The sequence below is a fragment of the Vibrio sp. 10N.247.311.47 genome, assembly GCF_041467535.1.
In the GTDB taxonomy this organism is placed as follows: Bacteria; Pseudomonadota; Gammaproteobacteria; order Enterobacterales; family Vibrionaceae; genus Vibrio; species Vibrio crassostreae_C.
The window spans coordinates 135,729-151,501 of record NZ_JBFSUR010000001.1 but is presented as its reverse complement, the minus strand read 5'-3'; the positions used below and the strand labels follow the sequence as shown (position 1 = coordinate 151,501).

The window sequence follows — 15,773 nt, the reverse complement described above, 5'->3', positions numbered from 1 at the left end:
TTAACATTTTATAAGATATTGTCAATTTAACGTTCGACCTATAAGTGGATGAACTCATTCAGTATTTTCATTAAGCCTTCCGTTTTAGATCCAGTTACAGTTCGGTAAATTGACTCTCAACACAAGGTGACGACGATTTGAAATACACCTTAACGTTCGAGTAGGAAAAACTTAGAAATATTGCAAAGCACCAAAAGATAAGTCTCGTCATTGCTTGTCACCAAATGGCCATTCTTCAAATGCTGCGCCCCATATGATGACCCCATCAGCGACACACACTCATTTCCAAAAGGTGCAGACTATGAAAAAGCTAATCACTAACGCGAACGTATTTAACGGTGTTGATAACAACCTAATCGAGAACGTATCACTTCTTATTGAAGACAACTTGATTACTCAAATTGGCGAGGTTGATGCAACGTTAGCGGATGAAATCATTGATGCTCAAGGTGGCACAGTCATGCCAGGCCTGATTGATGCGCACGTTCATATCACGCTCTCTGCCTCTTTTAATGTCATTGATACGATGACTCGTGAAGAAGTGGCGATTCGCTCAGCAAAGATTTCAGAAGAGATGTTAATGCGCGGCTTTACTACCATTCGCGACGTGGCGGGCAATACGCTTGGCCTTAAAAACAGTATCGACAAGGGCTATGCGACTGGCCCACGCATTCTTCCTTCAATGGCGGCTATCTCACAAACCTGTGGTCACTCCGATTACCGTCAAAACCAAGCACAAGAGCGTTTAGCAAACGGCCATGAAGACTCACCAATGATGAAGCAAGGCTCAATGAAAGTGGCCGATGGGCGTTCAGAAGTATTGAAAGCGGTGCGTGAACAGCTATTCATGGGCGCATCACAAATCAAGATCATGGCTGGCGGTGGCGCATCTTCAACCTTCGACCCGCTAGACACATTGCAATTTACATCAGACGAGATGAAAGCCGCAGTTGAGGCCGCTTCAGATTACGGCACTTATGTCGCTGCGCACATCCACACCTCTGATGCGATGCGCCGAGCAGCTGAAGCGGGCGTGATGTCTTTCGAACACGCGACCATCATGGACGACGACATTGCCGAAATCATTAAAGAGAAAGGCATTTGGGTGATTCCTTCTTACTTTACCTCTTCATTGATTGCAGAGCGTAAGATCCCGCTGCCAAATGAAGAGACATACCGCAAGACAGAACGCGTAGGCAAAGCGATGTTCAAGTCAGCAGAACTGATTAAGAAATACGACATTCAGAACATTGCTTTTGGCACTGACTGTGTAGGTGAAACCAACGTTCACGCGACACAATTGAATGAACTTGGTGCGATTGAGCAAGTATTCGATACCATCACCGCGCTTCGCATGGCGACATCAAACTGTGGTCGCTTGTTCGAAATGTCGACCTACCAACACCCATACCAAGAAGGCAAGTTAGGTCAGATCGTTGAAGGCGCGTATGCCGACCTATTGATCATCGATGGCAACCCACTGGAAAGTGTTGCATGTGTGGCGAACACAGAGACACAAAAACTGATCATGAAAGACGGCAAGGTGTACAAAAACACGCTTTAACCTCGAAAAGCGCTCGTCCATTCACCATAAAAGCAACAAATCTAAAGCAAATAACCGAGATGACTAACTTGGTTGTTTGCTTTTCTTTGAATCGCCTAAAACTGATCTCGCTTTCGACCAACAAACTCTGACAACAACTCGATTCTATTTTAGATCAGCATAAATTGTGGTTGGAAAACCAAGGCGGCGAACGAGCACAATTAGGTAATACCGATCTAAGTAATCTAGCGCTTCAAGATGTTGACCTTCGTTGCGCCAACCTGATACGTACTGATTTTAGTGGCGCCGATTTATCGGGTGCGAACATGAATGAGGCTGACATCACCTATGCCAATTTCAGCCACGCGAACCTCAACAATACGAGCTTCCGCGATGCTGACCTACGTAACGCCAACATGAGTTACGCCCAAATGCTCAACGTCGATTTACTGCGTGCCGACTTGTTTCGCACTGACTTCAGCAATGCTCAAGTTAATGACTCTGCTTTCAAACGAAAAGACACAGGCAATACCATTATTGAGCTGCGAGATCCTACCCGACAGTGTCTCTCTGCCAAGTAGGTTCAAGCAGCGATGATCTCCAATGCGCTGATATTGTTGCATATTCATTCGATTATTCGATAAATACCGAATTGGACTGGGCACTCACCTACTGAGCTCAGGTCGTAATAGCAGATCTCGCCCCCATATCACTAAGCATCGAACGACATTGTTCTTACTTGGTTTTTGTTCTTACATATTTTCGATTCTCATGTATTATGTGCGCCCATAATTGTATGACAAATATGTAGTGCTGTTTCTGTATGACCAAAGCCACCAACCACGCGATTTTGCTCTTAGTATTCGCCAACCTGCTCGCCTCCTTTTCAGACGTCTCACTCAAAGTGCTGAACGGTGAAGTGCCCACGTTCCAATATGTGTTTATCCGCCAGCTATTGAGCGTGATGTTGCTGCTTCCTTTTTGGCTAAAGCTACCCAAAGAGACGCGCATGCAAGGTGGTTGTCGCATCAACTTCTTGCGGGCTCAATTCATCCTAGTGGGGAGTGGCTGCGCAATGATTGCCATCACACACCTCACCTTGGCGACCGCAAATGCGATGTTCTATGTTGGGCCCATTCTTATGCTCCCGCTTTCTATTGTTTTACTGAAAGAGAAGCCGACATCATCAAAAGTGGTCGCGACATTGATTGGTTTCGTGGGTGTGCTAATCGTTTTGCGTCCAGAGCAATTTCACTGGGCCGCTATTGCAGGCTTAGGCAGTGCGCTCGCTATGGGTGTCGGCAATATTTTGATTAAACGTCTTCACGCAGAACAACACATTATCTCGACGCTATTTTGGACCAGTGTAATGACCCTGCCTCTGGCGTTGGCTCTTGCTCTGCCTGCATGGGCGGCGATTGAATGGCGTCATGTTGGGTGGATTATGGCAATCAACCTATTCGTTCTGGGATACCATGCCCTTGTGGTGGTGGCTTATAAAAAAGCGCCAGCAAACCAAATAGCTCTCGCAGAATATTCGGGGTTGGTGTTTGTGACCCTATTTGGCGTGATGTGGTTTGACGAGATTCCAGACATGTTGACCCTTGTCGGCATCAGCCTGATCGTCATTCCTATGATGCCAATAAAATGGAAAAAGTACTTCAGCAGGTCAAATCAAACGGCGCTTGATGTAGAAGCCAATCAGCCTAAACCTTAATCGTAGGCAGCATCATTAAAGCACATTGAGCTAACCCACTTTCGACTTATTCAAACTAGAAAAGGGACCGGTATTTCTACCCGTCCCTTTTTATTTTCGTTTGTGTAAGGTGTTACTTAAGCTTGAACACCAACACTTTGTTGTATGCCGTTACCATCAGTAACTCTTGCTGTTTCCCGCTAATTTCTAGGTTGCTGATATGGCCTGCATCGATAGCAATGAAGTCTATTTTCTTACCGTCTTTGTCGAATACACCCACGCCACCGTGCGCTGCAACAAAGAGGTTGTCATCGGCATCAACAGCAACGCCATCAACCATAGGTTCAGAGCCAGACTCCGCCTTCACCTGGGCAAACTGCGTCTTATTGCTGAGTGACTGTCCATCAACATCAAATCGGTATACCCAGCCATCAGATGTGTCGGCAACGTATAACGAAGATTCATCAGAAGAAAAAGCGATGCCGTTTGGCAGCTTAAACTCTCCGGTGATCAACTTTAGATCACCATCTAAATAACGATAAACGCCATTAACCGGTTGCTCTGGTTCTGCCTTTGCTGGGCCGTAACCTTGGATACCAAACGGAGGATCGGTAAACCACACGCTGCCATCACTGTTAACGGTTAAATCGTTCGGACTATTAAGCAGTTTGCCGTTATACGTTGCAGCGACAATCACTTTCTCTCCGTTGCCCTCACGGTACGACAGCTTTCTATCATGGCGGGCTGCCCAAAGGTTGCCTTTCGCATCAATATCGAGACCATTGGCATAGCCAGAGTTATCATCAAAAACGCTCAACTTACCGTTAAGATCGTAAGAATAGGTTGTGTTATTTGGAATATCGCTAAACAAGAAACGTTGATGTTCCACATCCCATGTAGGGCCTTCAACAAAGCCAAATGAGTCTCCAACCAATGTTGGGTTGCTTTCTACAACAGAGGCAGCTGAAACATTCATAGAAGCAGCCATTGCAGCGGTAATAAGTAGTAATTTGTTCATTGTTCTTCTCCTTTCTGTTTACGTTTTGAATCTTAGTTTCTTGAAGGAGTGAGAAAAACAGTACAAAATGACTTAACTGTTTACTAAATGGTGTTAATGATGAATTTGATTTATATGCAGACCTTCTTGACTGTCGCCGAAGAGCTAAGCTTCACCAAGGCCGCTGAAGTATTGGATGTGTCGAAAGGTTTGGTGTCTCGGCATGTACAACGACTCGAAGAAACATTGAATTCTAAGCTGTTTCACAGAACGACTCGTTCTATCAGCCTCACAGAAGTGGGTGAAGAGTTGTATTCGAAAGCGAAGCAAATTCAACTATTAGCAACCGAAGCGGAAATGCGTGTCTTAGACATGACGCAGGAAGTGGCAGGCGATTTAAAAATTACCGCCCCGATAGAGTTTGGGCGTGCGCTTTGTCGTCATATCATCCCTACTTTCAAGCAAGAGTATCCAAAAGTGGATTTGATTCTCGACTTTGGGCCGATGAAAAAGAAGATAGAGTCTGGCGACTTTGACATTGCTTTCCGAGCCTACGATGAACTGCCTAATGATGTGATTGCCAACGATCTCGGGCACATCCGCAATGTTCTCGTTTGCAGTGCGGATTACGCATCAACTTACCCAATCGCCACCACCAAAGACATCCACAAATGTAGCTTCATTCTTAACAGTCAAAATGAACGTTGGAATCAGTTGGAGTTGGTCAATGGCGAGCAAACCTACCATGTTGAAGTAACCGGAAGCGTTAGCTCGAATACCTACAGTTCAATTTTGGAGTTAGCGATGCAAGGGATAGGTGTCGCCAGCTTGCCGTTCTATCAAGTTGAAGAGCAGCTCAAACAAGGTGAGCTTATTCACGTGTTCCCAGAATGGTCGATAAAAGTCCAAAAGCTAAGCCTTATCTATGCTCAAAGAAGGGTAACACCGCAGAAGTTGGTCACTTTTAACCGAGCCGTAAAAGAGTGGTTGGAATCGAATAACGCTTATACGTTGTGAGTTTTAGAACGCTAAACCTTTCAATTGGAACGTATGTGCGTTCCATTCATATCAGGCTCAATCGCAGTGCTTTCAATAGCTGATAGGCTGCCGTGTATTCGTCGATTTTGAAACACCCTCCCCCTCTAACTCCCCCTCAAGTTGAGTTCATCCCCCTCTCTAGATTGACGACCGAGGGGGAGAATCTTCTTTGGCGCTGAATGTGAAAATGCGCATGTCGCCATCGGCATTCAGTTCCTCCCCTTTCCACGAAATCATAATGGGTCGAAAATACGGATTAAGGGGAGATTAGGAGGGAATTTGAGGTTGGTGTGATTACCGAGGGAGGTTGGGCTAACACGGATTTGCCCCAAAATCACTTAGACCTTTTGCTCATTCGCATCCTGTTCATGGTTTTTCCCCTACTAAAAATTATCTGAAACTAGCACACAGAGTGATTCCCAACGCTTATCACTTTTGGTGTCATCGTTGGGTTTTGTGTTTATAGTGCAATGAGTTAGGTTTGGTGATAGCGTTGCTCACCTTAATGCGGCTATGACTACCTGAGGAAAGATGAAAGCTGATAAATCAATTTACATTATTATGATCGTTTTTATACTTAGCTTTTATGCTGGGCAAGCAACAAATTCCCCTGAACTTGATAACTGGAACTTTTTAGTCCAATTGAGTACGGTTTTTAGTGGGTTTGGTTCTTTAGGTGTACTGATCATTGCATATCAAGCGATGGTAAATTGGAGGCGTCAGCAATCTCAAAGCATAGTGATCCAATCAGCAATTGAAGTAGAAGACCTATTAACCAAATTTCATCTTGCGTGTATCAGTGACAATTTTGTAGGTAATCATGACCTGAATTTGTTCAAAGATATTGGGTTAATAAACTGGCGCTTAAGACGCAGAGGATTCAGTGTGCAGGAGTTAAAAAAAATAGAGCAGACAATGAGTGAAATTGCTCAATCGCTTAGAGTAACTCAGACTATACCTCAGGATTTAGCAGATCGTCTTTTGGAAGATATTAATAACTTTTCACGCTCTTTTTAGCATGATGACAACAATTACTTCAAGACAGACTCACAAATGTGTACCATTTTCGCTTCGCTAAAATTTTGGCACATATTCATTCGCCACTTAAGCGAACGTTATAGCGCAATATTAGATTTGAATTTGGGAAAATAATAATGAATAAATCAATCATAGTTGGTTCATTGGTGATTGGAGCTTGTGTTGTCGCTAGCCCCTTTATTTATGATTCGGTAAAAAAGGCGCAGCGTGAAGAACAGCGCGAAAAAGTCGCAGTGCAGATAGAAATTACAGATGTCACAGCTCTAGAAAACGCTGCAAACCTTTACAAAGAATCAAAAGGTAAATGCCCAAGTAAAGCTTCTGAGATGGTAGGAGTGACCATAAAAAGAGAGCCTAAAGATCGCTTAGGTTTGGAATACGAAACGGCTGGAGACTGTCAGTTTAAGTCTTTCAAAGGAATAACTTCGAGTAGTATTTAGTTTAAAGTTGGGTCGCTATAACACATTTGAGCCTCCCTTTCTTCGTGCATAATAGCAGCAGTATCTTTTGGCTGCATAAGCAGCCAATGCTCTGAATCCGCCTGCTTCACTTTCCCAAACTCAAGTTATCCGAAGTTGGCAGTCTCGATCACAACCCTTAAATTGAAAATGTCCAGAAACGTTTTTAAAATTGATCAAACTCTATTGTCCTCCGACAACAATGGCTAGATATAGAGCGAGCATAGGGTCAGATAGAGTTTAAAAGTAGGTAGTGGTTAGGGGGGAGTTGGTGATCTTAATTACACATCCCTGTGTAACGTATTTTGAATGTCAGCTGGCTTTAAAGAGCTTCATAAATTGACTAAAGCGTGGAATCAGGTTTTGCACAGTCGGCGCATCGGGAATCTCATTTACAAAAATCATAAAGCGCTGTGCTTTACTTTTATCACCTTGAGCAGTCCCTGCTAGTATTGCTTGAGCTAAAATTACATGCTCAGCGGTAACGTCCTTATTCGAAAATTCGTGAATCAACATAGAAAATCCTAATAAGTATAAATACGGATATAATAATACAATATATTGATGTTTATATCGATAGCTTATGGCATTCATCAATGTCAGATTTGTGTAAAAACAATACTGGACAGTGAGCTTAGTGACTTTTCATACTTATGCTAATTCGTGATTTGCTAATACTTGGTTCTTCGAAACTCATTTATGTCCAGAAGCTTCGTAGGATGAATTTTTACCTTTGGCACTTCCTATCTCGAAAGTGCCTTAAACGTTTCATTAGGTATGGCACGAGTAATACAACTAGCTAATGTGAAAAACAGGCACATTACTCACCAAACAGCGATAAAAAAAATTCGTTTCCAACTTTTGAAATAGACCCAGTAAAGCGCAGTGTTATTTTTTGTTATTGTGGATCTACATGCCCAGAACAAGTATAGGACTGACCATCAACACCACGAATTGCGATCTGGTAGTTCAGCGCCAATCCATTACCAACGATGTCTGACAGGCCCTCAGTTTCTGGATTGTTCATACGATCGTGGTACATCTGACAAACGTGTTCTTCACCATGCCATTTTGATTGCACCTCTTCGATTCCATCAGCCTCGATGTCTACGCGAGCAACTCCATTTGTGCGCTTTGCTGCTTTGGTCGTGATGATCGTCGTCGTCATTGATGTATAACGGATACCATCGATTTTCGAACTGGCTTCGGTAAGTTGGTCGTGGTCTGCGTGTGTGATAATTGGGTCAGACACGAAGGCGTTCGCAGCCTTTACCTTTAAGCTGGTACAGCCAGTAATTGTCATAAGTGCAAGTGCGATAGCTGTTAAACCAATGGTTTTGATTGAGGTCATTTCATTGTCCTGTTAGTCATTCTGTCTGGGATTTAATATAAACAATAAAACACTGTATTATTAGTTCAAACTATGAATACTAACTTACCGATAATGGAAATCCGCGACTAGCATTGGTTACTTGTTTAAGACCACTCTAAGTCCAACTCCAACTCTTCACGTGCTTGGTCGTGAATGTCCTTGGGGGTTCGTGTCATAAAGGGCTATGTTAGATCCGGGTTATCCATAAACTTTGTCAAATTAGAAAAAACGTAACTCAATTTTATCCAAATCTAATTCAGCACACCCAAAAACAAAAAGGGATTGGTATCTCTACCAATCCCTTCACTACTTATTTATAAAGTAACGGCTCTTACTCTCTACAAACTCTCAATTGCCTTTTGAACCGCAGGGCCAATCTGACGCTTACGCGAAGTGACACCTTCCAAAGTCAGCATGTCACTTGTTGGTTCAGCGTTGAAAGCCGATTTGATGACTTGATAGTCGCTTTCATCCACCCACAATAAGTTCGCTTCTTTGTTCTTGGTATCTGTGATTGAAAAGAACAGATGGTCTAGCCCGTTCTCTTTTTTGTAAGTCTTCATTGCTGCTAGAAGATCGTCTTTACGGTCAATCAGTTGTTGAGCCATTAGTGTTTCAGCAACACCGATACCCACCTGTTTGCCACCGTACTTAAAGTTTTTGTAATCCAGCGTCAGAATGGTTTCAGATGAAAGGTGGCTAAGATCTGACTTAGCAATCAGCATCTGTTGGCCGAAATCTTCGATATCTGAAATACCTGCAACTTTTGCCAGTTTTTCAGCATATTCACGATCATGCTCAGTCGTGGTTGATGATTGGAATACCACAGTGTCAGAAAGGATCGCGCCTAAGCCTACACAAGCAAGGTGCTTAGGTAGTGTCACATCCAGCTTTTCAGCGTTGTCAGCCAGAATAGTTGCAGCCGATCCCCAACCTCGAATATCCATTTCGACAATTTGTGGGGTGTTAATCGGTGAGCCACCAATTGCGTGATGATCAACCACAGCAACAATCGATGCTTGGTCGATAGTTGGTGCTAGTTGAGTGACTTGATTGAAGTCCACCAGCCCCACTCGGTATGAAGAGTAATCTGTCTCTACGCGTGGTGATTCAGCATTACAGTAGTTCAAGATGAAGGTGGATTCTGGATTGATAGGCTCTGGTACTGTCGCTGTACCGCCATAGATATGAGCCGCGAGCATCGCAGACATTACCGTGTCGCTGTCTGGGCTTAGGTGCCCTGTCCATACGAGATCTTCACTGTTTTCATTGGCAGATTGTTGAAGACTGAAAGCATAGCTTGCTGAGCTAAAAGACATAATTAGGGCTGCAACGACAGGGGTTAGCTTCACGGGTATTTCCTTATTTGAATGCGATATAGAAGCCCATAAGCTAAACACCAAAAATTTCAGAACCGTGTCACTAATATTTCAGATTTACTTCAGTGAGTAACGAAATGTAATTTCCCTCTCTTTGAGAGTCTTCTTCTCCCATCAATTGTACCTCCCCCTTTCTATTACACGCCCGCCACAACCAATTTTGGATTAGTTCAGCTTTTCATTATTTCACAATGAATTTCAATGAACCCTAATGATAAGAAAGCTAAGATACTGATTTATTTACCTCATAACATCATCAACCCACATATTAGAAATAAGATAATCTTATTAAAAATGGATTATCGAAAGGCACAAATAAGGCTACAAAGCAGCCTTATTGAGTAAGCATAAATGAGCTATTGATTCACCGATATCGAGGTTCTGTTCCTCCCCTTTCCCACTACTGGTAAGGGATCGGAGATGTAAACCAAGGGGAGGTTAGGAGGGGATTCTAGTGTTTGTATCGAAAGGTATTACTATCATCAACAATCTCGATTTTAACAGGCACGGTGCCTTGTTTAACGTTGCCGATTTTTGCAAATGCCTTGTGCGACAGGTCGATCACTCGGCCTTTTACATAAGGGCCTCGATCATTAATTTTCACATCAACAGACTTGTTATTGTCTGTATTGGTCACTCTCACGATAGTCCCGAATGGCAAGGTTTTATGAGCCGCAGTAGTCGCATTCATATTATACGTCTCACCACTTGCTGTGAGCCTTCCATGGAATTTATCGCCATACCAAGAAGCTTTACCAGCAAGAGCATGTGACTTGGCATATTCCTTTGTTTTAGAACTGCCGACAGCCGACGTTGAGGTGCATCCGGCAAGCAAAGTAATAAGAAAAGCGGCAAAGATAAGGTTTAGTTTTTTCATGCTATTTCAGTAGATCTTCTTCATGTAATGTTTATCTATTTTCATTGTAGTGCGGTTCAGCAGTATTGAACTGAGTATTATGAGTTCTCAGCGAAGGCTATCACTAGTGTGATTGCGCAATGTTTTCATGAAGCACGCTCGCTTCAGTCATATTCATGAAAGGTTTTATCTTCAAAACGTCAACTTTAACAACGTCTTAAATCTGTATATTTCTTAATCACTTCATGTAGATAAGTCACTCAGCCAAACATCCAAATACAAAAAAGGATTGGTATCTCTACCAATCCTCTCTATGGGATGTTTCGTTTTTCTGCCTATGGTAGGTAGATAACGCAATTGTCCGTAATCAGTCACCTACGCTTCTTCTCGGCTGTATAAGTTACGCTTTACTGGTTTGTACCGAACTTGCCACAGGCTTAGCTTTAGTTTCAGGCACCAAAGACATCAACCCGGTAATAACAAGAGCAGCAACACCCGACATCGTGACTGGTGAGCCAAATATGCTTTGCACTAGCTTGGGCGCTTCTTTCAATAAATCCGGCACTAGCATCACCCCAAGCCCTAAGCCTAGTGAGATGGCTATCGTCATGATTCTGCGGCGATCCAGTTTCTCATTAGCGATGATTTTGATGCCCGCAGCAGCAACCGTGCCGAACATCACTAATGTCGCCCCGCCCAAGACTGGCTTTGGAATCGTCATTAATACCGCACCTAAGATGGGAAATAGCCCTAACAGAAAAAGAATCGCGGCAATAAAATAGCCGATGTAGCGACTCGCGATCCCCGTAAAATGGATCACACCGTTGTTCTGGCTGAAAGTCGTGTTCGGAAAAGTATTGAATACCGCGGCGATAAGTGAGTTCACGCCGTCACCCAGCACGCCAGCCTTGAGTCGATTGAGGTATTTAGGCCCTTTAACCGGCTGCCCTGAGAACATGCTGTTGGCGGTAAGGTCACCCGTGGTTTCAATAACGGTAATCAAGTAAATAAAAGCGATAGGCAGGAAGGCTTGCCAATCAAAAGCGAAGCCATATTTAAATGGGACAGGAATACTCAATAGCGGTTGAGAAGCAAAAGAAACCATAGACGCTTTACCCATCAAAATGGCAACGCCCCAGCCAACTACCAACCCAACTAAAATCGACGACAGCCTAACCATATTATTGTTACTCAGGTTAAGCACGACTATGGTTCCGAGGACGATGGCACCCAACATCAGATTGCTTCCAGAGCCAAAATCTTCGGCACCAACGCCACCAGCAATATCTGTGACGCCAACTTTAATCAAAGAGATGCCAATTGTGGTGATAACGATTCCGGTTACAACTGGGGTGATCACCACTTTCAACTTTTCGATAAAACGCGATAGGACAATTTCTACAAACGCACCGAAGAAACAAACGCCAAAAATGGTGGCGAGCATTTCATCCGGCCCACCGCCATTCGCTTTAACAAGGAAGCCCGCACCTAATACAGATCCCAAGAACGCAAAGCTGGTCCCTTGGACACAGATCATCCCTGCGCCAACTGGCCCTATTTTTCTAGCTTGTATAAAAGTTCCAACCCCAGACACCATCAGTGCCATGCTGATCAAATAAGGGATGTGTTCACCCAACCCTAAAACACCGCCAATAATGAGCGTTGGTGTGATAATGCCAACAAAGCTGGCTAATACATGCTGCAGCGCCGCGTAACTGGCTGCTTTAACTGATGGTCGATCGTCTAATCCGTAGATCAATTCACTGTTCTGTTCCATGTGACTTCCTTTATGTATTTTTTATTGTATACAATTTACATAAAGGCAATAGAGCAACATATATGCCAATGGTTTAACATCATACTTATCAATCAGTTAAGTTTTCAATCAGTCCAACGTGCACTATAGAGCAACAATGTCGGCTTGTTTTAGTGCAACCGATAGTTTATCCGATGTTCCCAAATTTAGCCCTACAGACACAAAAAAGGATTGGTATCGCTACCAATCCTCTTTAGGGGGTGTTTCGGTTTTTCTACCTATGGAAGGCAGTAACGCTATTACTCGTAATCAGTCGCGTAGGTGTCTTCGTATGTGTGCGAGTAAAATTCGAATAGGTTGCCAAACGGGTCTTCTAGATAAACCATTTGTGCTTGTTTTAGTTCGTCTTCTGGGTGGTAACGCATGATGTCCATACGGACCTTACCGCCAAACTCTTCAACACGTTTAATCGCTGAATGAAACTGCTCTTTTGGAAGCTGTAGACAGAAGTGGAAGATACCTAGACGTGAGAAATCAACTTCGTGACGCTCTTGGCGCTCTTTCATTTCGAACAGCTCAACACCGATACCATCAGATGTTACTAGGTGTGCAATGTTGAAGCCTTTGAAGCCTTCACCAAATACTGCGATACACATACGGCCGATTGCTGATTCGCGCTCTTCCATTACTTTGGTGTTGTTCATTACGATTCTTAGACCCAGAGCTTTCGTGTAAAACTCGACTGCTTGGTCCATGTCACCCACCATGATGCCTACGTGATTCATTTTCATAACTTGCTCCAAATTCGTTTTAAATTCTGTGCTTTTCGAAGTCTAGCTTCGGTGTTTCGTTTCGATGGAGAGAGTATAGGTACATGCGTTAATTAACTTAAATTATCATAATTTATATTAATGATAATTTTTTGTTATTTACAGTTTGATATAACAACTCAACTCACGCAAAGAAACCATACCGAACCCTACCTACATAGACACATAGATACATAGATACATAGATACACACACCAATAGAGATAAGCCCAATGTAGAGAACAACCTAAAGAGCATAGCTACTTAAATTGGGAGTTGTTGATGTTTGATGGCTTTTGTTAATTGTTTTTGTTGATAGCTTTTACCGATAGCCTTTTCCTTTCGAAGATAGGATTCGCCTATTGAATCTATAGAAATGTCCGATTTCACTAATTTTCGGTGGCAATGCAATATATCTACATCGACGCGGGATAGCGTTAAACACTATAAATTAGAAAGAGAGTCAAATCATGATCAACACAGAAATCAAACCATTCAACGCAACAGCATTCAAAAACGGCGAATTCGTAGAAATCACTGAGCAAGACGTTAAAGGCAAGTGGGCTGTATTCTTCTTCTACCCAGCAGACTTCACGTTTGTATGTCCAACTGAGCTAGTTGACCTACAAGACAAATACGCAGAGCTTCAATCTCGCGGCGTAGAAGTTTACTCAGTATCAACTGACACTCACTTCTCTCACAAAGCATGGCACGATACTTCTGACAAAATCGGCACTATCGAATACTTCATGGTAGGCGACCAAACTGGCAACATCACAAATAACTTCAACGTTATGCGTGAAGGTCAAGGCCTTGCAGACCGTGCAACGTTCCTAATCGACCCTGAAGGCGTTATCCAAGCAATGGAAATCACAGCTGAAGGCATCGGCCGTGACGCAGAAGACCTACTACGCAAGGTTAAAGCAGCACAATACGTAGCCGCTAACCCAGGTGAAGTTTGCCCAGCTAAATGGAAAGAAGGCGAAGAGACTCTAGCTCCATCTCTAGACCTAGTAGGCAAGATTTAATCTAAGCCTAGCTAACAAGAATAGTTAAACGGTTCTACAGGCGCGCTTCGGCCTCCCTCCTAAAGGGCAGTTGCGCGCCACCCTTTCAAACCATCAAAACCACAATATTTGCCGACTTGCGCCCCCTTTTTATTTTCCTTTTTCAGCAAGAAGGTATTGGTCAATACCAAGACACAGAATTTAAGAGCAGGCACGATTATGTTAGATCAAGCAATGAAGCAGCAGCTAAAAGCATACCTAGAAAACCTAAAAACCAATGTTCAGTTAGTGCTGAGCCTAGATGACAGCGATACCGCAGACAAACTCCAAAACCTAGCAAACGACATCGCGTCTTTAACGGACAAAATTGAAGTAACACGCGATGATAGCGCAAGCACGCGCAGCCCTATCATGCAGGTAGTGAACCAAGAGAAAGGCACAGCGATCGGTTTCGCCGGTTTACCAATGGGTCACGAGTTCACGTCTCTTGTACTGGCACTGCTTCACAGTGGCGGTCACCCAATCAAGCTTGAAGCTGACGTAATCGAGCAAATTAAAGAATTAGATCAAGAGCTGAATGTAGAAATTTTCATCTCACTATCGTGCCAGAACTGTCCAGAAGTGGTTCAGGCATTCAACATGATGTCAGCGATTAACCCGTTGATTAAGACTACCATGATTGATGGCGCAGCATTCCAAGAGGAAGTGAAATCTCGCGATATCATGGCAGTACCAAGCGTGTTCATTAATGGTGAACTATTCGGTCAAGGCCGTATGTCACTGGCTGAGATCCTTAATAAAGTAGACTCAGGTGCAGCGGAAAAGAAAGCAGCAAACCTAAATCAACAAGCACCATTTGACGTGTTAGTTGTGGGTGGTGGCCCTGCAGGTTCTTCAGCAGCAATTTATGCAGCACGTAAAGGCATTCGTACAGGTGTGGTTGCTGACCGATTTGGTGGTCAGGTAATGGATACCATGGCAATTGAGAACTTTATCTCAGTGAAAGCAACAACAGGTCCTAAGCTAGTGGCTAGCTTAGAAGAGCACGTAAAAGAGTACGGTGTTGAAGTAATGACTGAGCAGCGCGCTGCAAACATCATTGCTGCAGAAGACACAAAAGACGGCTACATCCATGTTGAATTAGAGAGTGGCGCAACACTACGAGCTCGCTCTGTTATCACCAGTACAGGTGCACGCTGGCGTGAAATGAACGTTCCGGGTGAACAAGAATACCGCAACAAAGGCGTGGCTTACTGCCCACACTGTGACGGCCCACTGTTCAAAGGCAAGAAAACAGCCGTTATCGGCGGTGGTAACTCAGGTATTGAAGCCGCTATTGACCTAGCAGGCATTGTGGAACACGTAACCGTACTTGAATTTGCAGACACATTGCGTGCCGACCAAGTGCTTATCGACAAAGCGAACGCAACACCAAACATCGAAATCATCAAGATGGCACAAACAACGCAAGTGATTGGTGATGGCAACCGTGTAACCGGTCTGGAATACAAAGACCGCAACACCGATGAACTTAAACAGATTGAACTCGCAGGTATCTTTGTTCAAATCGGCCTGATGCCAAACAGCGAATGGTTGAAGGGTTCGAAAGTTGAGCTCTCACCACGCGGTGAAATTGAAATTAACGCTCATGGCGCAACATCAATGAAAGGTGTGTTCGCAGCGGGTGACGTAACAACCGTACCTTACAAACAGATCATCATTGCGATGGGTGAAGGTGCGAAAGCAAGCTTAGGTGCATTTGACCACCTAATCCGTAACTCAGCTCCAGTTAAAGAGGCTGAAACCGCTTAACCTTTACACTGA

At 43.7% G+C, this 15,773-nt stretch carries 15 protein-coding genes; 8 read left to right on the top strand and 7 right to left on the bottom strand.

The window, feature by feature from the left end:
- The first annotated feature begins 301 nt into the window (after positions 1–301).
- The 3 genes from AB6E51_RS00640 (at position 302) to AB6E51_RS00630 (ending at position 3,260) form a co-directional block, all read left to right on the top strand.
- Complete coding sequence (locus AB6E51_RS00640; protein WP_102429130.1) at positions 302–1,564, top strand: amidohydrolase family protein; 1,263 nt, start codon at positions 302–304, stop codon at positions 1,562–1,564.
- 164 nt (positions 1,565–1,728) lie between these two features.
- On the top strand, positions 1,729–2,124 hold the full coding sequence (locus AB6E51_RS00635) for a pentapeptide repeat-containing protein (RefSeq protein ID WP_017060189.1): 396 nt from the start codon (positions 1,729–1,731) through the stop codon (positions 2,122–2,124).
- A 242-nt stretch (positions 2,125–2,366) separates the two neighbouring features.
- Positions 2,367–3,260: a DMT family transporter gene (locus AB6E51_RS00630; RefSeq protein ID WP_076645582.1), complete on the top strand. Its 894-nt coding sequence runs from the start codon at positions 2,367–2,369 to the stop codon at positions 3,258–3,260.
- Positions 3,261–3,372: 112 nt separating this feature from the next.
- Here AB6E51_RS00630 and AB6E51_RS00625 read toward each other — a convergent pair whose 3' ends face one another.
- Positions 3,373–4,257: an SMP-30/gluconolactonase/LRE family protein gene (locus AB6E51_RS00625; protein ID WP_372058592.1), complete on the bottom strand. Its 885-nt coding sequence runs from the start codon at positions 4,255–4,257 to the stop codon at positions 3,373–3,375.
- A 99-nt stretch (positions 4,258–4,356) separates the two neighbouring features.
- Between AB6E51_RS00625 and AB6E51_RS00620 the strand changes: the two genes are divergently transcribed.
- From AB6E51_RS00620 to AB6E51_RS00610, 3 genes are all read left to right on the top strand, one after another.
- Positions 4,357–5,253 (top strand): LysR family transcriptional regulator, encoded by an 897-nt coding sequence (locus AB6E51_RS00620; RefSeq protein WP_372058593.1) that lies wholly within the window; start codon positions 4,357–4,359, stop codon positions 5,251–5,253.
- 552 nt (positions 5,254–5,805) lie between these two features.
- Positions 5,806–6,291, top strand: coding sequence for a hypothetical protein (locus AB6E51_RS00615; RefSeq protein WP_017062728.1), 486 nt, complete (start codon positions 5,806–5,808; stop codon positions 6,289–6,291).
- Positions 6,292–6,428: 137 nt separating this feature from the next.
- Positions 6,429–6,752, top strand: a complete 324-nt coding sequence (locus AB6E51_RS00610) for a hypothetical protein (RefSeq protein ID WP_017062729.1) — start codon at positions 6,429–6,431, stop codon at positions 6,750–6,752.
- A 330-nt stretch (positions 6,753–7,082) separates the two neighbouring features.
- Here AB6E51_RS00610 and AB6E51_RS00605 read toward each other — a convergent pair whose 3' ends face one another.
- The 6 genes from AB6E51_RS00605 to AB6E51_RS00580 form a co-directional block, all read right to left on the bottom strand.
- Positions 7,083–7,286, bottom strand: a complete 204-nt coding sequence (locus AB6E51_RS00605; RefSeq protein WP_102420170.1) for a pyrophosphatase — start codon at positions 7,284–7,286, stop codon at positions 7,083–7,085.
- Positions 7,287–7,668: 382 nt separating this feature from the next.
- Complete coding sequence (locus AB6E51_RS00600) at positions 7,669–8,121, bottom strand: hypothetical protein (protein ID WP_017089087.1); 453 nt, start codon at positions 8,119–8,121, stop codon at positions 7,669–7,671.
- 359 nt (positions 8,122–8,480) lie between these two features.
- Positions 8,481–9,494: a manganese-dependent inorganic pyrophosphatase gene (locus AB6E51_RS00595; protein ID WP_372058594.1), complete on the bottom strand. Its 1,014-nt coding sequence runs from the start codon at positions 9,492–9,494 to the stop codon at positions 8,481–8,483.
- A gap of 478 nt (positions 9,495–9,972) precedes the next feature.
- Positions 9,973–10,398, bottom strand: a complete 426-nt coding sequence (locus AB6E51_RS00590; RefSeq protein ID WP_372058596.1) for a septal ring lytic transglycosylase RlpA family protein — start codon at positions 10,396–10,398, stop codon at positions 9,973–9,975.
- Between the two features lie 379 nt (positions 10,399–10,777).
- Complete coding sequence (locus tag AB6E51_RS00585) at positions 10,778–12,154, bottom strand: uracil-xanthine permease family protein (protein ID WP_372058598.1); 1,377 nt, start codon at positions 12,152–12,154, stop codon at positions 10,778–10,780.
- A gap of 278 nt (positions 12,155–12,432) precedes the next feature.
- On the bottom strand, positions 12,433–12,924 hold the full coding sequence (locus AB6E51_RS00580) for a VOC family protein (protein ID WP_017065261.1): 492 nt from the start codon (positions 12,922–12,924) through the stop codon (positions 12,433–12,435).
- Between the two features lie 488 nt (positions 12,925–13,412).
- Here AB6E51_RS00580 and ahpC point away from each other — a divergent pair, with 488 nt between their 5' ends.
- Complete coding sequence (ahpC, locus tag AB6E51_RS00575; RefSeq protein ID WP_016798107.1) at positions 13,413–13,970, top strand: alkyl hydroperoxide reductase subunit C; 558 nt, start codon at positions 13,413–13,415, stop codon at positions 13,968–13,970.
- 198 nt (positions 13,971–14,168) lie between these two features.
- The gene (ahpF, locus tag AB6E51_RS00570) at positions 14,169–15,761 is read left to right on the top strand and encodes an alkyl hydroperoxide reductase subunit F (protein WP_372058599.1); all 1,593 of its coding nucleotides are present in this window, start codon (positions 14,169–14,171) and stop codon (positions 15,759–15,761) included.
- Positions 15,762–15,773: the final 12 nt, after the last annotated feature.